This is a genomic window from Syntrophomonas wolfei subsp. wolfei str. Goettingen G311 (genome assembly GCF_000014725.1).
GTDB classification, from domain to species: Bacteria; Bacillota; Syntrophomonadia; order Syntrophomonadales; family Syntrophomonadaceae; genus Syntrophomonas; species Syntrophomonas wolfei.
Genome location: NC_008346.1, coordinates 1,672,344 through 1,697,462 on the forward strand (window position 1 = coordinate 1,672,344; position 25,119 = coordinate 1,697,462).

General features: G+C 46.5%; 22 protein-coding genes. 9 read left to right on the top strand and 13 right to left on the bottom strand.

Going from position 1 to position 25,119, the window contains the following annotated elements:
* Nucleotides 1-15: 15 nt before the first annotated feature.
* From SWOL_RS07550 to SWOL_RS07560, 3 genes are read right to left on the bottom strand one after another with little or no spacing between them, the layout of a single operon-like run.
* On the bottom strand, nt 16-2,226 hold the full coding sequence (locus tag SWOL_RS07550; protein ID WP_011640866.1) for a DEAD/DEAH box helicase: 2,211 nt from the start codon (nt 2,224-2,226) through the stop codon (nt 16-18).
* Entirely contained in the window at nt 2,220-4,103 is a 1,884-nt protein-coding gene (locus SWOL_RS07555; protein WP_207635275.1) for a site-specific DNA-methyltransferase, read from the bottom strand. The genes SWOL_RS07550 and SWOL_RS07555 overlap by 7 nt, the downstream gene beginning before the upstream one ends.
* Before the next feature lie 10 nt (nt 4,104-4,113).
* Nucleotides 4,114-4,344 (bottom strand): helix-turn-helix domain-containing protein, encoded by a 231-nt coding sequence (locus SWOL_RS07560; protein ID WP_041427469.1) that lies wholly within the window; start codon nt 4,342-4,344, stop codon nt 4,114-4,116.
* A 982-nt stretch (nt 4,345-5,326) separates the two neighbouring features.
* Between SWOL_RS07560 and SWOL_RS07570 the strand changes: the two genes are divergently transcribed.
* The 8 genes from SWOL_RS07570 (at nt 5,327) to SWOL_RS07600 (ending at nt 11,991) form a co-directional block, all read left to right on the top strand.
* Nucleotides 5,327-7,639 carry a phage/plasmid primase, P4 family gene (locus SWOL_RS07570; RefSeq protein ID WP_011640869.1) on the top strand — a complete coding sequence of 771 codons (2,313 nt, stop codon included), beginning with the start codon at nt 5,327-5,329 and terminating at the stop codon, nt 7,637-7,639.
* Nucleotides 7,640-7,816: 177 nt separating this feature from the next.
* A complete protein-coding gene (locus tag SWOL_RS07575) occupies nt 7,817-8,071 on the top strand; it encodes a hypothetical protein (RefSeq protein WP_041427471.1) in 255 nt (84 codons plus the stop codon).
* Between the two features lie 3 nt (nt 8,072-8,074).
* Entirely contained in the window at nt 8,075-8,359 is a 285-nt protein-coding gene (locus tag SWOL_RS07580; protein WP_041427472.1) for a hypothetical protein, read from the top strand.
* A 13-nt stretch (nt 8,360-8,372) separates the two neighbouring features.
* Nucleotides 8,373-8,591, top strand: a complete 219-nt coding sequence (locus SWOL_RS07585) for a hypothetical protein (protein ID WP_041427473.1) — start codon at nt 8,373-8,375, stop codon at nt 8,589-8,591.
* 147 nt (nt 8,592-8,738) lie between these two features.
* Nucleotides 8,739-8,951: a hypothetical protein gene (locus SWOL_RS07590; RefSeq protein WP_041427474.1), complete on the top strand. Its 213-nt coding sequence runs from the start codon at nt 8,739-8,741 to the stop codon at nt 8,949-8,951.
* 15 nt (nt 8,952-8,966) lie between these two features.
* Nucleotides 8,967-9,905 carry a phage major capsid protein gene (locus SWOL_RS07595; RefSeq protein ID WP_011640870.1) on the top strand — a complete coding sequence of 313 codons (939 nt, stop codon included), beginning with the start codon at nt 8,967-8,969 and terminating at the stop codon, nt 9,903-9,905.
* Between the two features lie 147 nt (nt 9,906-10,052).
* Nucleotides 10,053-10,229: a hypothetical protein gene (locus SWOL_RS14335; RefSeq protein ID WP_155814169.1), complete on the top strand. Its 177-nt coding sequence runs from the start codon at nt 10,053-10,055 to the stop codon at nt 10,227-10,229.
* Between the two features lie 106 nt (nt 10,230-10,335).
* Nucleotides 10,336-11,991, top strand: coding sequence for a recombinase family protein (locus SWOL_RS07600; protein WP_011640871.1), 1,656 nt, complete (start codon nt 10,336-10,338; stop codon nt 11,989-11,991).
* A gap of 366 nt (nt 11,992-12,357) precedes the next feature.
* Here the strand turns inward: SWOL_RS07600 and SWOL_RS07605 are convergent, their stop codons facing one another.
* Nucleotides 12,358-14,046: an ABC1 kinase family protein gene (locus SWOL_RS07605; RefSeq protein WP_011640872.1), complete on the bottom strand. Its 1,689-nt coding sequence runs from the start codon at nt 14,044-14,046 to the stop codon at nt 12,358-12,360.
* Between the two features lie 554 nt (nt 14,047-14,600).
* On the opposite strand from SWOL_RS07605, the gene SWOL_RS13590 reads away from it, so the two are divergent.
* Nucleotides 14,601-17,012, top strand: a complete 2,412-nt coding sequence (locus SWOL_RS13590) for an HD domain-containing phosphohydrolase (RefSeq protein WP_011640873.1) — start codon at nt 14,601-14,603, stop codon at nt 17,010-17,012.
* A gap of 81 nt (nt 17,013-17,093) precedes the next feature.
* Here SWOL_RS13590 and SWOL_RS07620 read toward each other — a convergent pair whose 3' ends face one another.
* The 9 genes from SWOL_RS07620 to SWOL_RS07660 all read right to left on the bottom strand — a co-directional run bounded on the left by SWOL_RS07620 (nt 17,094) and on the right by SWOL_RS07660 (nt 25,114).
* Entirely contained in the window at nt 17,094-17,309 is a 216-nt protein-coding gene (locus SWOL_RS07620) for a hypothetical protein (protein ID WP_011640874.1), read from the bottom strand.
* Between the two features lies 1 nt (nt 17,310).
* A complete protein-coding gene (locus tag SWOL_RS07625; protein ID WP_011640875.1) occupies nt 17,311-18,051 on the bottom strand; it encodes a hypothetical protein in 741 nt (246 codons plus the stop codon).
* A gap of 157 nt (nt 18,052-18,208) precedes the next feature.
* Nucleotides 18,209-19,018 carry an ABC transporter ATP-binding protein gene (locus tag SWOL_RS07630; RefSeq protein ID WP_011640876.1) on the bottom strand — a complete coding sequence of 270 codons (810 nt, stop codon included), beginning with the start codon at nt 19,016-19,018 and terminating at the stop codon, nt 18,209-18,211.
* A gap of 2 nt (nt 19,019-19,020) precedes the next feature.
* Nucleotides 19,021-20,007 (bottom strand): FecCD family ABC transporter permease, encoded by a 987-nt coding sequence (locus SWOL_RS07635; RefSeq protein ID WP_242649313.1) that lies wholly within the window; start codon nt 20,005-20,007, stop codon nt 19,021-19,023.
* Between the two features lie 355 nt (nt 20,008-20,362).
* Entirely contained in the window at nt 20,363-21,181 is an 819-nt protein-coding gene (locus SWOL_RS07640) for a bifunctional 5,10-methylenetetrahydrofolate dehydrogenase/5,10-methenyltetrahydrofolate cyclohydrolase (RefSeq protein WP_011640878.1), read from the bottom strand.
* 36 nt (nt 21,182-21,217) lie between these two features.
* Complete coding sequence (locus SWOL_RS07645) at nt 21,218-21,565, bottom strand: YraN family protein (protein WP_011640879.1); 348 nt, start codon at nt 21,563-21,565, stop codon at nt 21,218-21,220.
* Between the two features lie 11 nt (nt 21,566-21,576).
* Entirely contained in the window at nt 21,577-21,846 is a 270-nt protein-coding gene (locus SWOL_RS07650; RefSeq protein ID WP_011640880.1) for an EscU/YscU/HrcU family type III secretion system export apparatus switch protein, read from the bottom strand.
* Nucleotides 21,847-22,011: 165 nt separating this feature from the next.
* Entirely contained in the window at nt 22,012-24,375 is a 2,364-nt protein-coding gene (locus SWOL_RS07655) for a hypothetical protein (RefSeq protein WP_041427476.1), read from the bottom strand.
* Nucleotides 24,347-25,114, bottom strand: coding sequence for a ribonuclease HII (locus SWOL_RS07660; protein WP_011640882.1), 768 nt, complete (start codon nt 25,112-25,114; stop codon nt 24,347-24,349). Before SWOL_RS07660 ends, SWOL_RS07655 begins: the two co-directional genes overlap by 29 nt.
* Nucleotides 25,115-25,119: the final 5 nt, after the last annotated feature.

Sequence of the window (25,119 nt, forward strand, 5' to 3'; positions counted from 1 at the left end):
AGGTTTTATATGGAACTAAAATTCCTGCGCTAATGGCACCCAATGTTCATCTGCCATATCGATGGCAAATTCTGTATTATTGATATAAAGCTGATTGTCTTTGTCTCGCACAAATCCCCAATGCAGACCCTTATCGGCAGCATACGCCTTAAATGCATTGAATTTATTTTCAATCTGTGCATCGATGTTTTTATTGGCCCCGTGGCTTTCGCCGCCTTTGGTCTCGATGACCCAAATGGTGCCGTCCTTCTTCTTCACGATGTAGTCAGCATAGAAAAGCCACTGCTTCTGGATGCCGTCCACATATACGATGGAGAAGTACTGTTGCCCGGTATCGCCGTTTTTGTAGACCCACTCGATATCATCCCTGCCTTCGCTATATTGCTCAAACAGCATTTCGCAGGTGCTGCGAACAAGACTTGTGGCAAAGCCGGAGGTGTATTCATGATAGGCGTTGGAGAGATATTCGACCTCGCTCTTAACGCCGGGGTCATACTTGAAGAAATCCTGCTCCGGGATACGGAACACACTGGTCTTCGGATGGAGATACAAACTCATCTGCTGCGCCATCTGCGCCGTAACCTCACGGAATTCCTCTTTCAGTTTGTGCTGATTATTGATAACAAAAGCGTAGAATTCGGCAGTTTCCAATGCAATCAGCTTTCTTGTCGGATTGCCGCCTTTACGGAATAGGCGCTCCAGAATGGTTTTTACTTTGTTCTGGGCCATACCGATAGCGGATTTGATAGCGTCCACGCTGTGCATGAGATAGATACCGTGCTTATGGGTATCCACACGCTTGTGAGTGGTAATATAGTTATGGCCTTCGGCAACGGAAGAGGTACGGACGAACTGCCCCTGCAGAGCCTGTCCGTGGATTTCGGCACCAAAGATGTACCCGGCATCTTGGAGCAGCATCTTGTTCATTTTCTTATCGCTGCCGAGTTTATATTTTTTCACAAGAGCCTCGTGGATTTTTATCAGCACCTCACGCTCACCCAGACCATCAAAATCGAGGTCACGGATTTGCTTTTCCAGAGTGAAGGTCTTGCACTTATCCTTGAGGAACAGTCTGCGGGTCTCGTATGCCTTGTCCACCTCGGAAAGCAGCCCAGCCTTATATTTTTCATCGAAGGTGTACACGAAGCAGAAGTCCAGAAGGTCATCCTCGTAGTGCTTTGCCTCCGGCATACGGCGGATACGACCAATGGTCTGGATTTCAAAACTCTCGCTCATGCCTTCACGCAGCTTAACGAGTATTTTTGCGCGAGGGCAGTCCCAGCCAGTGCTGATGGCCTGTTTCATAAGTAGGAACACGGGTGTAGCATCGTTGTCGGTGAGGTTTTCCGGCAGATCACGCTTGTCCTCACTCATCCAAATGCTCACCATACCATTATCGTAGGTGTAGCCCATGCTCTCCAGTTTGCGCTCAACGGCACGGATGGTTTCCGGCTGTCCGTTGGGGAACTGAATCAGCACGAGCGGACGGGTCCCTTTGCCGAGTTCTTTGTACCGGGCAGCGATGCTCTTGCGCTTCGCATCGGCAAGGTCGAGCAGAGCATCATAATCGTCTGCGACCTCCATGCCGTCCGTGAGACCCTCGTTGACATAGAGTGCCTTTGTGATAAGGCCCGCTCCGATAACATCAACCTCGTCTATCTCAAAATACTCATAACGCTTATTTTCCACGGCAGTGGCGCTGACACGAATGATATTCCGGGCGGAGAAAGCATCAATAATGCTCTTGGCCTTTGCCGTATTATTGGAATGCTCCTCATCGATAATCACGATGAATTCCGTTCCGGCCCGGTGTGCATCCGCAATGCGGTCAAAAAGGTTTTTGCGCTCACTGTCACGGATGGCGGTGTTGCCTTTTTTCGTTACCAACTCCCAATTGATAAAGGTGGTGCTTTCCGTATCGAATCCCGCCTGCAGTGCATCAAAGAGATTCTGCGTGTGGCGGTGGGGAGCAAATTTGCGCATCTTCTGGCGGCTCTGTTCCTCCAGATCACCCTTACCGGGGCAAAGCCAGATGAAGGCAGTCTGGCTGTTGACTTTCGTGAGATATTCCTCAATGAAGTCAATCAGCATAATGGTCTTGCCGGAGCCTGTAGGCGATTTGATGGTCACAGTCTGCTTGCTACGGCTATCGGATACGATATCGAGCAGCTTAATGACCGCTTTTTCTTGGAAATCGAACAGGTCGATTGCAATGCCGTTTACCATGTTTCGCCTACCTCCTTCAGTTCAAAATTAAAATAGTAATCCGGGATAATATGAATTTCTGTTCCGGCAAGCAGAGCGTTCTGCTCCGTTGTGAACAGTACATTTCGGGACACATACAGAGCCTGTACATCCGGGTAGTCCTCCCAATGGGCCAGAAGCGCATCAGCCTCATCATCGTCCATCACAATGAGATAGCGGCTGCCATCAATCTTCACGCCATGTTCAAGCTGCACCATTTCCGCAATATGCTCCAGAAGTGCATCGGAGAGATACTCCTCATCCTTTGAAACGAAATCGGTGCGATAATATTTTAGGTTAGCGGGAATACCATGCATTTTTTCAAACACAGTAATTCCGTATACATACAAATAAGAATCACTGATTTCAGTAGCAAATTTACTATATGCATCCTTGTATTCTGCTTTGACTGCCTTGATTTCGTCAGGAATATCAGGCTTTCCGAGATCGCTCACCTTGATTTTTCGTTCAAGTAGCATTGTGCGGACACTTTTTTCAAAATCGTATGTGGTAATGACATCTCGGCAACGCTTATAAGTGATTTTTTCGCAAATGTTATTTTGATTATTGGTACAGAGAATAAATTGCCTGTGCCCACCATCTTCGACATTCAATTCCAAAACAGCCTGTGCTGTTGTTCCGCTTCCTGCAAAGAAATCCAAAATAATGCCATTCTTGTTATAATGGTTTTTAATAAGCCGCTTTATCAGCTCTACAGGTTTGGAGTATTCAAATTCATCACCGAGACCGAACTCTGCTAAATCCTTTTTTGCGTTATCATTAGAATACATATTATCGACAAGCCCTATTGAACTTAACGGCTTCGTGCGCTTTGTATACTCAATGTAATAGCCTCCATTCCCATCTTTCTGTATCTTTGCGTTTAGATAGGTTTTTGTGTATATGCGAGCCGATCCATCCGGTTTCCGTTTAATAACAACAAAGCCGTTATTATAGCCAAATTCAAAAAGTTTGGGATTCCAGCGCCATGCCCAGTCAGCCCGTCTGTGATTGCCTCGCTGACGCTCTTCCCACAGCGCTTTATCTCCTCCGGGATAAAATGTTTCGCCATCGACTGTAAGAGGGTAATCCAAACTGGCGCTATAGGATAAACTGTCATAATCGAGAGTCTGGTTCAGTTTATATTTACCTCTTTCACCTACCCATTCATCCTCATAGGAAAATGCGGGGTCGATATGTTCCTCCATCACAAAGATATCTTTGTTTTGTTTGGTATATACAAGCACATAATCGTGATTTTTTGAAAACGAACCTGTTGTTTTACCGCTCTTCTTTGTAATACGAGGCATGGCGATAATAAAATTATCTTCTGAAAAGATATCGTCTATAAGATTTTTTAATGCAGCCTGTTCATTATCGTCGATGGAAACAAACATTAAGCCGTCCTCGGAAAGCAACTGATAAGCTATGCGTAATCTTTTCTCCATAAAGGAAAGCCACTTGGAATGTTTGAAAGAGTCTTCTGTTCCTACATAATCATCGTCATACACAAAATCATCCTTGCCGCGATTGTACGGCGGATCGATATAGATAACATCGATACGGCCTTTGTGGGTCTTTTCAAGTAGACGGAGGGAGTGCAGATTATCACCTTCGAGGATAAAATTATAGACCCCACCTGCGGCGGCGGTAATTTCTCTATCCATATCTTCAGTAAATACCGGGATGTTGTCGCGCATCATCACATCCACGGCCTCTTCGTGCTGCTCCCACACTAAACCATACTTCTTGGCATTGAGTTCACTTTCGATTTCACCGAGGGCGATAAGGATATCGTCATCATCACGATGCTCATCCTTGATTTTCTGCAAGAACGCCATCATGCGCTCACGCTTCACTTGGGATAGGTTAGGCATTATCTTTTCCTCCGTTCTTGCCCTCCGGCACAAATTCTATAATCTCATCCATCTTGCAATTCAAGACCCGGCAAATCTTCTCCACCGACTCAAGCGAAATATAGGTATCGTTTCGCAGACGGGTGGAAATGTTTGCACTGTAGCCAGCCTGCTTCTGCAGGTCGGCAATGGTCATATCTTTATCAATCAGCATATGCAGTAACTTCTTATAACTAACAGCCATGTTTCGACCTCCTTGTCCTATACCATCTATTATATCACGCAAAAGTGAAATTTTCAATTACCCACCCAGAAAAACTTTGTAACATTTCTTCTAATTATAATGTATCCGCAATCTGCCGGAGTGCCGTTAAGGTGCTTCGGCTTATTTTTTGCCTTTTTCCGCTCAAAATCACAAACCTTCTCCAGTGTTAAAGCAGAGGGTTGACTTTTCCGGCTTGTAGTAGAGGAAGAAAAAATCTTAAAAAACTTCTCTGGATTTTTTCCAAACGGCATTCTAATCCACAGTGATGGGTGTAGAGAGAAAAAATTCAAAAACCTTCGTCAAAACGGCCCTGTGCTGACCAAGTGCTAACTGAGGAGAAAAAATTTTCAAAACCTTCGTAAATCAGCATCTCTCATCCGCAGTGGTGGGTGTAAAGAAAATTTTTTCAAAAACCTTCGTCAAAACGGCTCCACCATCTCCAAAGGGTAGTGAGGAGAGGAAATCTTAAGTTTTTTCTCAATGCTCCGGAAAACGCCCAAGAGAATCCCCTTAGAAAGATAAGAGGGAAAATTTCAAATTCTTTCGGCCAAAATGTGGATTCCTGTACAGATGGGTCTATGCGGAGAAGAAAAATCACACGGAGGGGGTTCGATTCCTACGGGATTTTCGCTTATAGGCAGAGGGGTTGAATTTCTCGGTAGTGAGTGAAGAGGCTACACCCGCCGGGGTTTGACATTTCTCCCAAGTGAACAGGGGAAGAAATTTCTCCGATTTAGGGGCCAAACGGCAAACTCGTGTCCGGTGGTAAGTGGAAGGGAAATTTTTTAAAGACTCTCAAGTTTTGACTGCTCCCGTGGCTATTAAGCAGAGGGGTTGCATTTCCCGGTAGTAAGTGAAGGGAGAAAATTTCCTCAAAATATTTTCCGCAATTTTTTCCGAAACGCTCCTCTCGTTTCCATTAGGAAGTGTAAGGAGCAACAAACGAAAGGAGGCACACACAGTGCAAGTTCAATTTGAAAAAATACCGCAGTACTTAAAGGACAACGGCCAGTTCTGCAACTGGAGATACGAACTGCGGGACGGCAGCCAAACCAAGGTGCCGTATATGTCCGGCACAAAACGCAAAGCCAATGTGGATGACCCGACCACATTCGTAGCCTTTGATACTGCGGCATCCGCAACAGGCTATGACGGCATCGGCATCCGCGTCTGTGGCAGGATCGTGGGCATCGACCTCGACCATTGCATGGAGGAAGGCAAGCTGCTCCCGTGGGCGCAGGAAATCGTAGACCGCTTCAATGTGACCTACATTGAAATCAGTCCCTCTGGCGAAGGCATTCGCATCTTCGCTTTGCTACCGGACAGCTTTGAGTACGATACCCAGACCTACTACATCAAGAAGGGCAACATCGAGGTCTACATCCCCGGCCACACCAACAGATTCCTCACCGTGACCGGGAACACCATCAACGGCGCAGATGTAGCAGAAACGGCAGAGGCGCTCACATGGCTGCTCGATACCTATATGCAACGCCCTACACCGCCCACACCCGCCGTGGCTGCTCCCGGCGAAAGCTACCTCAGTGATGATGAAGTCATCGTTAAGGCGGCATCCTCCAAAAACGGAGAGAAGTTCACCCGCCTGTGGAATGGAGATATCACCGGGTACAAGAGCCAAAGCGAAGCGGATGCCGCACTGGTTTCCATTCTGGCATTCTGGTGCAGCGGTGATAAGGCGCAGATGGACAGGCTGTTCCGTCAGTCCTGCTTGATGCGTGAAAAATGGGATAGCCTCCGTGGGGTCGACAGCTACGGAAACACCGTCATCAATAAGATGGTGTCCCGTATGACCGACTACTACAAGCCTATCATCCCACGCTCCGCCGCCGAGGACTTCGGTGTGGAGTGGCTGAAGGAACTTGACCCAATGGACTCCTCCAAGTACCCGTGGAACGACATTGGCGCCGGACACATCTTCGCAGACTTCTTCCAAGACCGACTGCGTTATGTGCCGGAGCGGAAGATGTGGTTTCACTATGCGAACGGAGTGTGGCAGCCGGATACGGGCAACCTCTGTGCCATGAAATATTGCATGGATCTTGCCAACCTCATGTACACCTTCGCCCTTGAAATCAAGGATGAGGATAAGCGCAAGTCCTACATGAAATACGCCAGCCGTTGGCAGAGCCACTCCAACCGGGTCAATATCCTCAAGGACGCACAGGTGCATCATCCCATATCCTACGGCAGCTTTGATGCAGATATCTACATCTTCAACTGCAAGAACGGCACCCTTCATATCGACACCGGAGAGTTTACCGAACATCGTAGCACCGACCTTCTCACGAAGAAAAGTCCTGTGGTATATGACCCAATGGCCTATTCCGGGCGCTTTGCCAGCTACATTGACGAAATCATGAGCGGTGATGCCGACAGAGCCAAGTTCCTGCAGAAAATCCTCGGTTACGGCCTTACCGGGGACACCCGCCATGAATGCATGACCATCCTCTACGGAGTCACCACACGCAACGGCAAAGGCACTCTGTGCGAGAGCGTACTGAAGGTGCTTGGGGATTATGGCTGCGCTTCCCGCCCGGAAACCATCGCTATGAAAAGCTACACCAACGGCTCACAGCCGAGCGAGGATGTGGCCCGGCTTGCAGGTGTTCGCTTTGTAAATATCCCGGAGCCGGGAAAAGGCATGGTGCTTGATGCCGCCAAGGTCAAAGCCATGACGGGCAATGATACCCTCAATGCCCGCTACCTCCATGAGAACAGCTTTGACTTTCAGCCGCAGTTCAAAATCTATGTCAACGCCAACTTCCTCCCGGTCATCAACGATATGACCCTGTTCTCCAGTGACCGAATTATCATTATACCCTTCGACAGGCATTTTGATGAACACTCCCGTGACACCACGCTGAAGCGCCGTTTTGCCGAGGAAGATGTCCAGAGCGCCATCCTCAACTGGCTGCTTGAGGGATACCGACTGCTGCAGACCGAGGGACTGTTCCTTCCGAAATCCGTGAAAGATGCCACAGAACGCTATCAGCACGATAGTGACAAGATGGCGCTGTTCTTTGAGGACAGCCTTGTGGCGGACGATACCGCCGAGGTCATGACTGCACGGGTCTATGCCCGGTATAAGGAATGGTGCCAAGAGAACGGCACCTACCCAGAGGGAATGAAAAACTTTAAACAGGGTCTACAGGCTTTTGCCGAGGTAGTCCGCAAGCGCCCCAAGAGGGGTGGAGAAAAAACCACACTGCTCATCGGCTATCGGCTCATCACCGACATCCCGCCGCTGACATAATCACACTGCTTGGGGCAATGTGGCAGATGATTATAGGTTTTTTCTATAGAAAAACAAATCTTGAAATCTACCATAATTACTTGCCACATTGCCCCAAGGCTGAAAGGAGGTGGTGCCTATGATTGTATAGCGCCCTGTGACCCAATAACCAAAATCTACCGAAAGGAGCCAAAAGCAATGAAACACAGATTTTACTACGGCACAAAACCTAAAATCCGTGGGTTTGATCCCGCAGACTTCTCTCATGGCAACTATGAGTGTACCAATCTTTTCAAGAGCAGAAATGACTGCTTGGTCTTGGTCTCTCACCACAAATTCGTTGATATCTGGAAAGTAGAGTACGGTCTTTCTTCCGTGGTCTTCGGCACAAAGGCAGAAGCACTGGCATTCAGCCAAGGTCTCAGTGCCGATGCCGACGGAATGGAGGATTAAGCCATGACCGAAGTCAAGTACTACCCGCTCATCGACTGCGATACAGACGGAACGGAGAAAATGCCTATGTTCCCTGTCACCGACAGTCAATCCATCAAGGCACAGAGCCAACTGTGGTTAGAGGAACTGGTGCCTCACCACTACAGACTCTACGCCAAAACCAAACGCCCGGCCACGGCATTCAGCGTCCGTTGCCCACTCTGCGGTAAAACGATGTGCTGCATCAGCCGGGACATCAACGAAACCAAGCTGGGACTGTATGTATGCAGTACCTGCACCAACGATTAAGGAGGAAAACATTATGACTAACAAGGTTTCCAAGGAATTCTTGCAGGAGCATTTCCGCAAGCACGATTCCATCACTCTCTACCGACAGGACGGCACTACTGTCACCTTCACCAAGCAGTACAACATCATCATGCACGGCGGCTATAGCAAGTTCACCTTCAAGGATTATGACGAACTTATGGAATTCTACCGCAAGCGCCATCTGTGCTTGAAGCCTGTCATCTCGGTCTAACACCACGGCGCGTGCCCCATACCCGTGGAGGGGCGGGTCAAATCTCTACACCTTTTTGCTCGGACAACGGGCGTGGGGTCTCACGCACAAAATCGCGTATTCAAAGGGGTAATTAACCCTAATTCAAACATTATGGAGGTATTTCTTATGAAAACGACCAAGGCATACATCGAAAAACACATTAACAAGCACGGCACCATCACCGTGTACTCCCCGGAGAACATCTCTCTGGAAATCCACAAGGAGCCTTATATCACTCGTGCCGACAGAGGCACCGTGGTATTCGAGATGGACTGCAAAGACCTTGCAGATTACTGCGACAAGATGGGGCTGTATCTGGCCCCTTCCAAGAACATTTAATAGGAGGAACACATTATGAAGAATTATTCTGAGATGCTGCCCCACATCACCGGCAGCGACTACGAAACTCATTTCTGGGACGCTCTCCGTGGCAAGCAGGGCTATAAGGAGCAGGTTTCCAAGGGCGTGGATAATCGCTCCGGCGCTCTCACCCTCAATCCCAAGGGCCAGAGCAGATATATGGCTGCACTGGAAAAGGAAGGTCTGTTCCGCAGCCTTGCTACCGACATCCGTGCCTACAACTACAATTACAACATCAAGACCGCAAACGGCAATGATGTGGCGGCATGGGTTGAGGAAGGCGGCACCATCCCCATTGCTGACGGCATGGGAGATTTCAACGATATCGCCCTCAAAATCCACAAGCTGGTGGTATTCCTGAAATTGGAGGAGGCATTCGTTAAGGACGCTACCTTCAAGATTGAGGACTACCTCGTTTCCCGTCTGGCCAAGAACTTTGGCAGAGCCGAGGATAACGGCTTCATCAACGGCACCGGAGAGAATATGCCCACGGGCATCCTCGCTGCGTCCGGCGGTGCAGAGGTCGGTGTTACCACTAATGCCATCACCTACGAGGATGTGGTCAAGCTGTTCTTCTCTGTCAAGCCGGAGTACCGCAGAAACGGCGTGTGGCTCATGAATGATGAGACTGCGCTGGCACTCCGCACCCTCAAGGATGACGGCGGCAATTACATCTGGAATCACGCCAACGATACCATCCTCGGCAAGAAGGTCTGCATTTCCGAGTTCATGCCTTCTGCCGGAACCGGGGCTAAGCCTATCGCCTTCGGTGACTTCTCCTACTACTGGATCGTGGACCGCCGTCCTCTCAGCATCCGTACCCTCACCGAGCAGTATGCTCTGGAGGACTGCATCGGCTATCTGGCATACGAGTTCCTTGACGGAAAACTTGTCCGTCCCGAAGCCATCAAGGTCATGGAGATGACCGCCTAATTTACCGGGAGGCCCCTGTGGGTAGCGTTCTGCAGGGGCTATTCCCCTTAAAACTTATGCGAAAATGCACACCAAGCCCCACGCCGTTTTCCGCTTTGGAAAGCACCCAAGATTTCACCCGCCCTATAGGGCAGAAAGGAGTCCGCCATGAAGAATATACCAGACAACACAACTGTCTCCGTCCGTGAAAAGCAGATCGGCGATACCCTGTGTATCATCGAGACCGCTGTCAGCGCCACTGCCAAAGAGACTGTGAAAGCCAAGATAAAAAGGCTCATTGCGGATGCCGCTGAATCCGCTCCTGCGCCCAAAACGGCAGCATAGCCGTTATCAAAAATGTAAGAATTTATATTACCAAATACCCTTGACTTCTTCGCAATATTACGGGAATATATAGTACCGCTCGAAGAGTGTCGGAAAGGAGGACAAAATGAATAACAGACACTCTTCAACTATTGCAACGGATAAAATCACGGCGCTGTATTGCCGCCTTTCTCGTGACGATGAACTGCAAGGCGATAGCAATTCCATACTGAATCAAAAGGCTATCCTCCAAAAGTTCGCCGCCGACAATGGTCTCGGTAATACCCAGTATTTCGTTGACGATGGGTACTCCGGGACTAACTTCGACAGACCGGATTGGCAGCGCCTTATGGCCCTTGTGGACGAAGGTAAGGTCGGTACAATCATCGTAAAGGATATGAGCCGCCTTGGGCGTGATTATCTCAAGGTCGGTATGTACACAGAGATGATTTTCCCCAATGCCGACATCCGCTTTATTGCCATCAACAACGGTGTGGACAGCGCCAATCAGCAAGACAGCGATTTTACTCCGTTCATCAATATTTTCAACGAATTCTATGCCAAGGACACAAGCAAGAAGATCCGTGCGGTGTTCAAGGCCAAGGGTGAGTCCGGCAAGCCTTTATGCACCAATGTGCCTTATGGGTACAAAAAAGACCCGGACGATAAGCACCATTGGCTTGTGGACAAGGATGCCGCCAAGGTAGTCAGGGAAATCTTCAAATTGTGTATGGACGGATACGGCCCCACACAGATTGCGAAACTGCTGACCGAAAGACGGATAGAAAATCCCACGTCTCACGCAAAGCGGAACGGCTTGAATCCTCCCGTGCGACAGTTCTACGATGACCCATACCTTTGGAGGGATACCACAGTCACGCACATCCTGTCCAGAATGGAGTATATAGGGCATACGGTCAATTTCAAGACCTACCGCAAGTCCTATAAAAACAAAAAGCAGATGCACAATGACCCATCGCAGTGGCAGATTTTCAAGAATACCCATGAGGCTATCATTGACGAGGCGGTGTTCGAAATCGTGCAGAAAATCCGTGATGGCAGACGCAGGGTCACACCTTTGGGTGAGATGCCGATCCTTTCCGGTATGCTGTTCTGCGCCGATTGCGGTGCGAAACTGTACCAAGTCCGTGGGCGTGGCTGGGAACACAGCAAGGAATATTTCGTGTGCGCCACCTACCGCAAAATCAAGGGTGGCTGCAGTTCCCACCAAATCCGCAATGTGGTTATCGAGGAGGCACTCCTTGATGACATCCGCCGGATTACCGCTTTTGCCAGAGAGCATGAGGATGAGTTCCTGCAAATGGTCACCCAAAAGACCAAATCGGCTCTGGACAGGAGCCTGCGTGAGAACAAGCGTGAATTGGAACAAGCCACACAGCGCATCCGCAAACTGGACGAAATCATCCAGCGGCTCTACGAGGACAACATCGAAGGCAAAATCAGCGATGAGCGTTTTGCCAAGATGACCGCCAACTATGAAGCCGAGCAGCACACCCTTGAACAGCGAGTAGCGGAGTTACGGGCATCCATTGCCACGGAAAAGGAAAGCGCCCTCAACGCAGACCACTTCCTCACATTGGTACGCAAATATACGGAAATTCCGGAATTGACCGCAGAAATCATCCGTGAGTTCGTGGAACGAGTCTATGTGTATAAGGCTGAAAAGGTTGATGGCAAGCGTGTGCAACGCATCAAAATCATTTATAACTGCATCGGTGAGTTCGCTTTGCCGGATGCTACCACAAACGAAAAAACGGCATAGCCGCTATCAAAACAACTATGCCGAATTTATCAGAGATTACAAATCCCTATGCCCACCCGCTAAAAGGGGGTGCTTTTTTGCAATACAGAATTAGTAAGAAAAGTGAGGAGTGAGGGGTAAGGGGTGAGGGGTTAATGACGCTGACCCTTCGGGCGCAGCAACCTTAATAGCAACCGCAGGGAGCATCAGTGGTACCCGCAGGGTGATTTACGCTAATACTATCTTATAAAATCTTAATAAATCAGCGTTAATCAGCGTCAAAAAATTCGCACTTGTAACTTCTTCTATTTTTATCGGTGGTTGTGGTCCCTGGGCCATGGGTGGTTAATAAGGATATTTGCTTTGGCTTTACAAAAGGCCGAGATATTAGGGCTTTTTGTTCTGCTTTTTTCGGCCTTTCTTCCCAAGCGGGGGGTGGGGGGCCTTCCAGGCTTTGGGTGAGCGATTTTGGTAAAGAAACAAGAGGAAGGAGAGGGCTGAGAAGGCAAAAGCATAGCGAGATAGAAATATGAAGTCATTGGCCAGTAGGTATATGGAGCTTAGCAGCGAAAAACCGAAAACTATAGCCCAGGCCTGCATTTTTTGCGCCCGGGTGTTTTCCTGTATCTTCTCATTAAGACTGCGCAAGGGGAGCTTTAGTTTAATTTCCCCTCTTTCCATCCGCAACAATACCTTTTCCATCAGCGGTGGTATTTCTATCCAAGAGGCAAAGAAATTTGCAGTTTTTTCTTTCACCAGGCTCCAGATTTCTTTAGCCGGAGCAAGCTGGTCGACATAGGGTTTGGACACCTCCAAAAAGTCAATCTGCGGGTCCAGAGCAATACAAATACCATACAAGGTTCCCAGAGCCCTCCCCAAAAAGGTGAAATTGGCTGGAATCTGGAAAGGTTGCTCATACAGCAAGACTTCCAGGTCTTCCAAGAAGCTCGTTAAGTCAAGACTGCTCATGTCTTTTCTTCTCCCCAAAACATGTTCAATAAATATGCCCACAGCTCTGGTTATGGTTTCATTATCGGCATCAAAGCGTAAAAAGCCTATCTCTTTCAAGTAGTCCACTACGCTCGGGTAGTCCCTTTTTACCAGCGCAAAGACCATCTCCAGAAGCTGATCCCGCAATTCATGTGTAATGGTGCCTACCATACCATAATCGACCATGATTATGCGGCCATCGTTGGTAACAAAAAGATTTCCCGGATGAGGGTCAGCATGAAAAAAGCCATCAACCAGCACCTGCTTGACATAGATTTCCAAGAGCCTGCGGGCAATAGCCTGGCGGTCCACTCCCGCCTGGTCGAGGACCGCCAAATTGTTAATCTTAATTCCTTCTTTGAATTCCATGGTCAAAACGCGCCTGCGGGTATAATCCCAAAATATGCCTGGGACTATTAGTTCGGGATCGTGCTGGCTGTTTTCCGCAATAGTCTCGGCATTATGAGCCTCACGGATATAGTCCAGTTCCTCCAATACGGTTTCTTCAAACTCCTGGTATATTGCTTCCAGGTCAATAAAACTTTCCCAGTTGGTAAAGCTTATTATCCAGTTTAGTACTTGACGAAGCGCTTTCAAGTCAATCGCTATCAGTTCTTCAATTCCGGGGCGAAGTATTTTGATGGCCACGATTTGCCCACCAGCCAGTTCTCCCCGGTGAACTTGTCCCAGGGAAGCAGAAGCCAGCGGCGATTCATCGACCTGGTAGAATATTTCTTCTATAGGGCGGGAAAATTCTTCTTCCGCAACTTTTTTGATTTCGGCAAAAACTACTCCGGGCACTTCATCCTGTAATCCTGCCAGAATATCTATACTCGATTGGGGCAGGATATCAACCCGGGTACTGAAGAATTGACCCAGCTTGATTAATAGCCCTCCCATCCTTACTGCAGTTTTACGAAAGCGCTCTGCTTCACTGATATAGAGTTTTTCTTTCCTGGCTTCAAGCCAATTTCTCCGGTGCCAGATTTTTTTGAACTTTAGCGAATAAAAAGCCCAGAATATGCTTAAAAAAAGAAAAAGCACGCGGAAAAATCGGGACCAGGCGGAAAATCCGGATAATCTCATATCAAAACCTCTTCATAATGGATAAGTCAGGGAAAGGTTCTCTGACTCAATTTCAGTGTAATCGTTTTTTATCATTTTTATCACATAATTTTCAGGACTTCCTCGGGGTTCCCAATAAGTATAGCTTATCTTTCCGTCTATTATAACAAAGGATAGCAATGCTAATTGCCAGAAATATTTAAGTATCAGAAGAAACTGCAAAGCAGTTTGGGGGTTGGAACCCCCACCTGTTTTGTTAATAAAAACCATCCGTTTAAAGGAGTCACCTCGTTATATTTACCGCTACTCAAGTGATTTGAGCTTCATGCCAAAGATAATATCCCTCGAGAAACAGAAGGAATCCGATGATTTCATGTCTTAAGTTTGTTAGAACAAATCATTGATATTAAATTAAACTTCAAATATATTAAATTTAAGTAAATCATTTTTCAGAAAATAGTGAAAAGTGAAACTAAATTATCAAAACCACTTCTCATTTGTGCTATTTTGGTGTATAAAGGAAACATAATCCGAAAAATAGGATTTATGTCCTATTTATAATAGGGAGAAAAACTATGCCAAAAAATGACATAACAGATAACTTCTTGGGCAACTTTCTTGAGCTTTTTCGTCTTTCGGAAGAGGACCTGCCTTTGTCTGAACAAAAATACCGGACAATAGTTGAAAACGCCAATGATATAATAAGCGTTCATCGCGCTTCTGACTTATCTTATCTGTACATAAATTCTACCGGGCCCAAAATTCTGGGATGGAGCAAAAAGGAGTTGATAAGGAAAAGCCCCGTGAATCTAATCCATCCGGAAGACCTAACTCGAGCCCTGGAAAAGATTAAAACAGCCGGAATTGAAGATGGCTGCACCTGTGAATACCGCTTCCTCAAGAAAGATAGTCAATATCTCTGGCTGGAAAGCAATGGTAAAAAAATCCGTTTTAATGCCGAGACTGTCGCTTTGCTGATTTATTCCCGGGACATAAGTGAACGCAAAGCGTTGGAGGAAAGAGTCCGGCAGCGTTTAAACCTGGAAGAAGCCATAACTACCGCCTCCCAGCTTTTCCTGGCAGCCGATAGTGTTGATTTGGTAAAGATAATGGGTATTGTTGGTGAAGCTGTCACAGCGGATCGAGTTTATATTTTCGAGTTCTTTGATGAAGGTAAAAAAACCAGCAATACCTGCGAGTGGTGTGCAGTTGGTATAGAATCCGCCCAGGAAATGTTGCAGGACCTAGACAGCAGCCTTTTTCCCTGGTGGCTTGGAAGATTAAAAAATGGAGAAAACATAGTTATTCAAGATGTAAATGCCCTCCCGGCGGAAGCAAACAACGAAAAATTCCTGTTACAATCCCAGGGAATCAAGTCACTGCTAGTGGTACCTATTCGTTTAAAGAACTCGGAACTAGTTGGTTTTCTGGGCTTTGATGACAACCAGTCCACCCGTAAGTGGCTAGCTGAGGATATAAAAACCTTGCGCATGCTGGCAGAGATGATTGCTCTCTACTGGACTCGTTGCCAGGTGAAGAATGCCCTACGGGAGTCCGAACAGCGCCTAGCCTCAATTATTGATTTCCTGCCCGATGCTACTTTTGCTATAGATAATCAGGGCCGGGTGATAATCTGGAATCGGGCTATGGAAGAGATGAGCGGAATCAAAGGAGAAGATATGCTGGGAAAGGATAATTATGAATATGCCCTCCCGTTTTTCTCTAAAAGGCACCCCATGCTTATTGACCTGGTAATGAATCCAGACCATCCCCTAAAAGAGAAATATTTGTTTCTTAAAAAGCATGATGAAACCCTGGTTGGAGAAATATACAGTCCGCAATCCGGCTTGTATATGTTCGGCACTGCTTCCCCGCTCTATGATGCCAATAATCGCTGGGTGGGAGCTATTGAATCCATACGGGATGTGACCGAAAGAAGAAGGGCCGAGGAAAAAATCCGTTACCTAAGTCACTTTGATAAGCTAACCGGTCTTTACAATCGCTCGTTCTTTGAAGAAGAAGTCAAACGGCTGGATAAAAAAGAATACCTGCCCATTAGTATTATAATTGGTGATGTTAACGGCTTAAAGCTGGTAAATGACGCTTTTGGGCACCGGGAAGGTGATCGCCTTCTGCTTCGTGCCGCCCAAATCCTTAAAGATTCATGTCGTCAGGAAGATATAATTGCCCGCTGGGGTGGCGATGAGTTTATTATCCTTCTGCCCAATACTTATCACCAGCAGGCTTTTCATATCTGCCAACGTATTAAAAATGCCTGCCAGCAAAGCGAGAGTGAACCCATACAGGTAAGTATAGCCCTGGGTACTGCCAGCAAAGAGACCGTTGATGAAAACATATTCACTATTATTAAAGAAACTGATGATCGCATGTATAGCAACAAAGTACAGGAGAGCAAAAATACCCGCAACTCTTTCATTTTATCTCTAGAAAACAGTCTTCGTAATCGCACCAGGAAAAGCCAGTTCTATATTGTACATAAACAAGAAACCGCTAAACAATTGGGCCTGTTACTCGGGCTATCCAAAAATGAGCTGCAAAACCTACTTCTTTTAGCCTCTCTTCACGATATCGGTATCATAACCATACCCCCGGAAATACTGTTTAAAGCAGCAGCGTTAACCCCGGGAGAGTGGGAGATCATAAAAAAACACCCGGAAACGGGTTATCGTATTGCCCAATCAACCCCAGAATTGCTAGTCATAGCTGAAGCTATACTCGCTCATCACGAACGCTGGGATGGCAGTGGCTATCCCCAAGGAATTGCCGGGCAGGAGATTCCCCTGGGAGCACGAATACTGGCTATTATAGACTCCTATAATGCCATGATAAGCGGGCGTCCTTACAAGGCAGCAATCAGTCCCAGCCAGGCCTTACAGGAAATACATAGATGTGCCGGCAGCCAGTTTGACCCCGATTTGGTTCGACTCTTCCTGGAAATAAAGAAGGGAATAAGCAGGAGACAGTAAACGCCAAACCCCTATCCCTGATAGTGTTGTTTTAGTCAATATTCAAAATTGGGATTAGGATAAACTGGAGGACTTAAGCATCTATAGCTTCAAACATAAAAAAGATTCCTGAGTCCATCTGCGGTAACGGCAATTGTAGCAGGAACAGTTCTCATCTGCTACCTGCTCTTCCTCTTCATCGGGCTGGAAATGCGGGCACCGGGCGGCTATCTGAGCTGCCTCTTTCCAGGCATCTTTACCTTGTCGAAATTCATATTTACCTTCTTCGGTAAGTAGCCAGGGGCTCAAAATAATCACCTCAAAACTTCCTTAACTGGCTGGTTGTACAGCTTTGCCATTTAGGATCGTTCATACCAGTAGGAACAACCAACAAAGTACATTGTCCTTCCAATAAAACCGCCTTCAATTTTTCACCCATGAGAATAATGCTATCATCATCCAGAACAAGCATATCATCCAAACTCTTGACTACTGTAACCGGAGTTTGCTTCTTTATTTCTCCTACACTAAGCAGATCATCTCTGGATTTTACTTTCAATTTTCCGCGAAAACGACCATCGTTGGCAGTTAAGCGTAAAGCTACCCCGGCTAAAGCCCCTATAACCCCCTGCCCGCTACCACCATGTTCGGACAAATGAATATCCAATTTTTTAGCCAGTTTATAAGCATTACTTTTAGTCAAAACTACTTGTTTGGCCCGGTAACCAAAGTCTATCAACTCATCCGGAAAATTTACCTGCTCAATAGCAGCCACACAGAGGCCTGGGTCTGAACCCTCTGCACGCTCCTTTTCCAAAAAATGCCCCGCATACTCGATATATGCAGCTAAATAACTTGCATCTATTTCTGCCACAAAGCACATAGAACTATTATGAGATGTATAGGGAATATCCGGGTGAACCAGTAACTGGTGACGAGTTACCGCTCCGCCTTTACCCCAGCCCGTTTCTTGCAGATATTTTGACAGGAGATCAGCCAATTCTCCTGTTCCCCTGCTGTCAATGTTATCAGTATCATCTATAGCAACTAGGATCTTCATTAATATACAACTCCCTAAAGACAGTTTCAAACTACCCCCCATGGCCAGGGGCCACAACCACCGATAAAAAGTGAGTTAGTAGAGGCTTGAATGGTAAGGTGTAGCAGCAAATAAACTAAACTCCTCACTCCTCACTCCTCACCCCTCACTTTTCTTGCTAACTTATGGTACTGATGGGAACCAGTTGCTTCAGTTCACTTCGTTCACCTGTAGCACAGGAAATCAACCTGGTATTAACCCCATATAATGTTTTCATATTTTCTTCAGCAATTACCTCGCTGGGTCGTCCCAATTCCAGAAAATTATGATCATGCATCAAGGCTACCCGGGTAGGGAGCTTCTTGTTTTCAAAATAGAAAGAATGGTTGGGAAAATGGGTAGCCATAATAATGGAAATCTGACTATCCCCAACCAGTTCAACAATTGTTTCCAGTACTTCTAGCTCATGTTTAAAATCAAGATGGGCTGTTGGTTCATCCATGATAATCATCGGAGTCTTCTGGGCTAAGGCCCGGGCCACCATAACTAACTGAGCTTCACCGCCGCTCAACTGGGTGTAAGGACGGTGGCGAAGATGAAAAAGCCCTACCATCTCCAGGGCTTCTCTAGCTATGGCCTTATCTAATTTAGAGGGAGCAGAAAACCTCCCGGTATATGCAGCCCGCCCCATCTTTACAATATCCATTACCGTATAGGGAAAAGTACGTTCATGACTCTGCGGCACATAAGCAATATAGCGGGCTATCTGGCCTGAACGAAAAGTGTTAAGATCCTGCCCATTTAACAGGATTTTTCCTGCATTTAGTTGGCGAACTCCCAATATACAATCGAGGAGGGTAGTTTTGCCACAACCATTTGGTCCCAGAAGACAGAATATTTCACCCTTTTCCACCTGAAAATTAAGTTTTCGAAAAATCTCCTGTCTTTCGTATCCAAAACCGGCTTCAATTACCTGTAACAGAGACATGCTTACCAGTTGCCCCCTTTGGTTTTCTTAAGCAGCCATACAAAAAACGGGCCTCCCACCAGCGCAGTCAAGATACCCAGAGGCATTTCCGAACCAGTTATAATCCGACCCAGGTCATCTACCAGTATAAGAAAACAGGCTCCCATGGAAAGACTGGCCGGAATCAATACCCGGTTATCGTTTCCTACTAACATACGGCAGATGTGGGGAATAACCAATCCTACCCAACCGATGATCCCGCTAACTGAAACCGCCGCTGCCGTGGCTAGAGTGGCAGATATTATTACCAGTCCCTTATCCACCGCCAGGTTTACCCCCAGGGTATGCGCCTCCTTATCCCCCATGGATAAAACATTAATCCTCCAGCGTATAGCCAAAAGACCGGCAATTCCCACCAGCATCGGCAACCCAGCCGCCACAATATCACTATACCTGGCCGTAGCCAAACTACCCATTAGCCAGAAAACTATGGCGGGCAATTGCTGATAGGGATCAGCCACATATTTCAGCAAGGAGATAAGAGCAGAAAATACTGATGATACTATCACCCCTCCCAGAACCAGCATTATAGTTGGAGTGGTATCATAGACCCTGCCGATTATATAGCTTAAGAATACCGCCAATGTACCAAAAGCAAAAGCAAAAATATAGGTAGCGGACGATACGCTGCTAAACATTACTATGGCCAGAGCCGCACCAAAACCGGCCCCGGAGCTTACCCCCAGAATACCGGAACTGACCAGGGGATTACGGAATAATCCCTGAAAAGCCGCTCCACTAATAGCCAGGCATCCTCCCACCAGGGCTCCCAGTATGGCCCGGGGCAATCGAATATCCCAGACTATAGTCTGCTTAATATCCAGAACCTCGCACGGCAGTTGGGCCGTTTTACACCATAGAATACGGATTACTTCGTCTATGGAAAGCGGATACCTGCCAATAAAAAGGGAAACAAAAATGCAAAGCAAAGGAGATATTATTAATAACAAATAAATAATTCTCTTTTTCGTAATACCCACTCCTGCAAGAGTACTTGGGTTAAGTTAAGCTGTTGGAACTTCGGAAACCCGGTATTCTTTCTTGTTATTCCTGGTTGCCCAAAATTTATCCGTAACTTAGCACTTAGACTATTTTTAACTATGATTAAGGCTTATAATACCCCTAATTACAACACTAGCAGGTTCGAAATCTTCGTATAAAAACCCTAATAAACTATAGCATCCAAATTAAATTATTAATAGAGCGAAAGATTTGGTATCTCTAATTTGACCAAAATTTTAGGGGGGATACATCTCCCCCCAACCCATTTACCATAAAATACTTCTCAAATATTTGCAATTTTCTTCAAGCCTTCTGGCTAAGAATCCGCAGGTTATCAAAAAGCTCTGCCACTGTAATTACCCCTATCCCTCCGGGAACCGCGCTGGCTAACCGGCAGTGGTTCCGGGCCTCTTCATGCACGTCACCTAGCATTTTGCCGTTCTCATCAAAATTAATACCAACATCTATAACTACCATATCTTTGTGTACCATATCTGCAGTAACAAACTCTCTTTTTCCGACTGCAGCCACCAGGATATCAGCGCGCAAGGCTTCTTCTTTAAGATTCCTGGTACGAGTATGACAGACAGTAACTGTGGCATTTTCCGCTGTCATCATAAGTGCCAGCGGGCTGCCCACCGTCATGCTGCGACCTATAATAGTAACCTTCTGGCCTTCGATAAGAATATCATGAGCCTTCAACATGGAGATTACTGCCTTGGGGGTACAGGGTCTAACTCCTTCCTCTTTGCTGATCAGCTTACCCAGGTTGTAATTATGGATTCCTTCAACATCTTTGTCAAAGTCAATGGCATTGACCAGATGGCTGGCATTTAAACTAGCCGGAAGGGGCGTTTGTAACATAATCCCCGTAATTTCAGAGCTATTATTTAAATCTCCTATAGTTTTCAGAAGCTCCCTTTCTCCGACAGCATCTGGTAGATTGACAATTTCCACCTTAACCCCAGTTTCTTCCGCAAACTTGCGAATTCCCCGCACATAGGCCATAGATGAGGGATCATCTCCCACTCGTATTATAGCCAGACCCATTTTAACTTCTTCGGCTGATTGGCGTACTCTTTCTTTGATTTGTTCGCGGATATCTTTTCCGTAAATAAGCATATCTATTCCTCCATTAATATCAGAGTAAAATACTCATTAAAATGCATTAATTATATGATTTATTTTGCTCTTACCATCCTCAACAAGAATGGAAACCACATCAAAAGAGATTTCCGGGAAAAATCGCGGGGTGCTTTTAAGGTATAGAATAGCGGCTTTTTTTAGATTACCTATTTTGCGAGGTGTAACCGCCTCCTCCGGGCTTCCAAAGCGGGTGCTGCGCCTGGTTTTAACTTCCACAAAAACTATGTTATCGTCTTTTTCACATACCAAATCCAACTCCCCATAGCGGGTATGAAAATTACGCTCCAGTATTTTATATCCCTTTTTCCTCAGGTATTGTGCTGCCAGCTCTTCTCCCCACAAACCTAATTCTCTATTCATTAATAATTCCTCTATATAAATCTTTTATCCATGCGATAAATAAAAGCCAGAATCTCTGCTACCACAGCATATAACTCCGGTGGTATTTCCTCATAAAGATCCAGGGCCATGAGATAATCAGCCAGTTCACGATCCTCTTTAATAGGAACCCCGCTTTCCCTGGCTACCTTCTTTATCTTTTCGGCAATAAACCCCTGGCCCTTGGCTACTACTACCGGCACCTCATCCTTCTCCATATCATAGCGTAGGGCTACTGCTTTTTCCATATCTTTCTCTTTCACAGATTATCTCCTCGATTTGCTCTTAGTACTAACCACCCATGGCCGAGGGGGGGCCACAACCAACAATGAAAAGTGAGTTAGTAGGCGCTGAAATAGCAAAATGTAGTAGGGATAAATTAAACCCCTTACCCCTTACCCCTCACTCCTCACTCCTCACTTTTTTTACTAAACCCTTACATCTATACCAAAAGGCCGGAAATTGAGCGGCGTTTCCTCTAAAGCCAGTCTAAGTCTCATTTCCTCTTCCTGCTCAACCACCTTTATCCCTAGATTTTTTATCCGGTAACCCAGACTTTCCAAACCCTGAAAAAGCTCCCCCAGGTTTCTATTCAGGTATTCTCGAATCTCCTGTCGTTCAACTACACCCTGTACCTCCAGTTCTCCAAGCCTTTTCCAGTTTACATGGAAAAGAACTACCCCCATTTGCACCGTGTCCAAGGATACAATAAATCTAATATTGTCCTGCTTATTTAAGCCCCGTTTACCCAGTTCCCGGTTGATTCTTAGCTGCCCCAGGCGATATTCTTCACCCCATTGTACGGGAAATGCAAAATAGAAATAATTATTACTGCTATCTACTGCTCCCCGGCTAGCGAAATTCAGCATCCGTTGGGCAGACAGTTCTCTTTCCATCCCCTCTATTCTATTGAATAAATCAGCCATAAGCGGATTCTTCGAAGTAATAGAGTCATTCTTAATAATATCCTGCAAAAGATTTAGTCCCCTGATTATATCTCTTTCTTGTGAAAAAGCGTTTTGCAGCCTGTTTCCGATCCCCCGGCTGTCTCCCTCCAGGTTCAGATGTAGTGTCTCCAACAGAGTACGCAAGAGCGGAAGATGGCGCAAAAGCTCTCGCTGCTCTGGAGTAGTCCAATCGTTATTGGGGTTGGTTAAGAGAGCAAATGCTTCCTTAAAAACCTCAGTTACCCCTTCAGCAATAATTGGCGGAGATACTTGCGCTATAGCCCCCTGCCCGCTTATCTGCTTATAGCTATCCATAGGCATCCCGCCCGATGATAGTGCTTTATCTGAAATATTTCCCGGCAAAAGCTGAGGAACATTCACGGTTTTTCCGTCTGTTACCGGCAGATTTGTAACAAGAGGTTGCCTTTCCCTCCCCGATGTGGCAGAGGTTGCGGTAGGGGTATAGACATTTTTTATAATCCCTGAAGCTGGCTCTTTCTTATTTATAGTGCTTTCAAGCGTTTGTACTCCTGGGCTCTTTCCACCCTCCAGCGTTGCCTTCTCATTCACCAATACCGGCGATGAGGCAGATTTTCCCTGATCCATAGCCGGACTTCCGCCCAAATTCTTCCCGGTCTCACTTGCCAGAGTACTTTCTTTGCTATTAATGGTTGCAGTTATCTGCCCCAGCAATGTTTTCTCTACCGCCGATGTTTCCCCCCCGGCTTTTGCCGGGTTAACAGCAGGCGAGGTACTTGTCACATTTTCCGACTGAGGACTCGCTTGATTGGGGGAACTCGAGGTAGTAACACGGCTTGATACTGCCGCAGCTTTTTCGCCAGTCAAAGTGATATTTCGCCTGGCATCAGCAGGCTCGACCGGCAGTTCGCTAATATTCTTTGAATTACCAGAAAGAAGTGCTTCCAGTTTTATCTTCCCGTAATTCTGTTCAATAACATTGGCTATTTTAGCCTCCGGTGCTGAGCTTGCCTGCCCTAACGCCTGTCGTCCTTCCCCGGGCAAAAGCACTTCTCCACTTTTAGTCCCTGTAAAGCCCTGAATCTCTGGGCCTTTGCTGGAAACCTGCATGGATTCGCTTCCCTTATTGGCAACGGCAGTAGCTGAAAACACTTTTTCCGCTATAAGTTTATCTCCCGATATTCCAGGCTGGCGAGTAGCTTCTGTTCCCATTTCCCCGACTGGCCGAGAACTTGCTATATGGCTTGACCCACTGGTTTCTACCATACGGGCTACTGTCTGCTCCAATTGCAACAATCCTTTATCCAGGTTTCCGGCCAGTTTACTGACATCATTAGCAGGCATAAAGAATTGGGCCAGGCTCTTCAAGGTTGGAGCATCAAGGGGAAGCTTCCGGGCCATGGAGAAAGCCACTATTTCAGCGTTTTTTTCATTAGCGCCCCCCAGTATTACCATGGCTTTACTCATCAGATTGAGGTTGTTGGAGGTAACCGGCAACTTGTAATGCAAAAGCTTTCTGGCCATCATAATGTTTTCTTCTTTGGCAGGAACCCCGATCTCGGTCAGATTTAGCGAAATATTGCTGTTTTCGATTCGCTCCATTAACTGGGGAGTCAAGACTTTTAAATAAGCACGACCATCTCTAAAATCCTCCACCATTAGCTGCAATTGCTGACCCGGCTGAACCAGTACTTCACTGACCGCATCAATCATTTGACCTTTAATAAACAAAGAAACCAGGCCATCAGCTTTAATGTCCTGGACCATCCCCCTCAAGACTTCACCTTTTACAAAATTAAGATTCTGATCTTTGGAGGTAGTTATATTTAGCATAATCTTATTCAAATAAAGCTGGCTGTTCTCCATATCTAGCTCCTAATACCATAGACTTCACCGGTTCGAAACTCACCCGGTGCAAAGCACAAGTACCCAACCTGAGCAAAGATTGCAGGTGTTCCCGGGTAGCATAACCCTTATGCCGGGAAAATCCATAGCCGGGATAGAGTGAGTCAAATGCCTCCATTACCCGGTCTCTCTCCACTTTGGCCAGGATGGAGGCAGCGGCTATGGATACACTCAAACTGTCACCCTTTATTAAAGGATACTGTTTAATATCTATATCGGGTAATTGCACGGCATCAATAAGTAAAAATTCCGGACGAGGGGAGAGATTTTTTACTGCTAACAACATAGCCTCACGGGTAGCATTAAGAATGTTTACCTTATCCAGGTAAGAAGGAAAGACCGCCGCCACCGACCATGAAATGGCTTGTTTTTTTATCTCTGCCGCCAATTTAGAGCGTTTCAAAGCTGTAAGTTTCTTGGAATCATTAATCCCGGGACAAAAGAAATCACGGGATAGAATAACCGCAGCCGCCATTACTGGGCCGGCAATAGGTCCTCTGCCTGCTTCATCGATTCCAGCTATGTATCGAAAACCATTATTGTAAGCCTCATATTCATATCGCTTTAAATCCTCTATTCTCTTAACTTCATCTAATAAATACTTTTGCTTATCCAAACCCAATCCTTCCTTAAAGTGAGTAGATTTATCTATGATGTCGCTGAAAAGCCTTTTGTTGTATAGCGGTTGCTCACTCCTCACTTTTC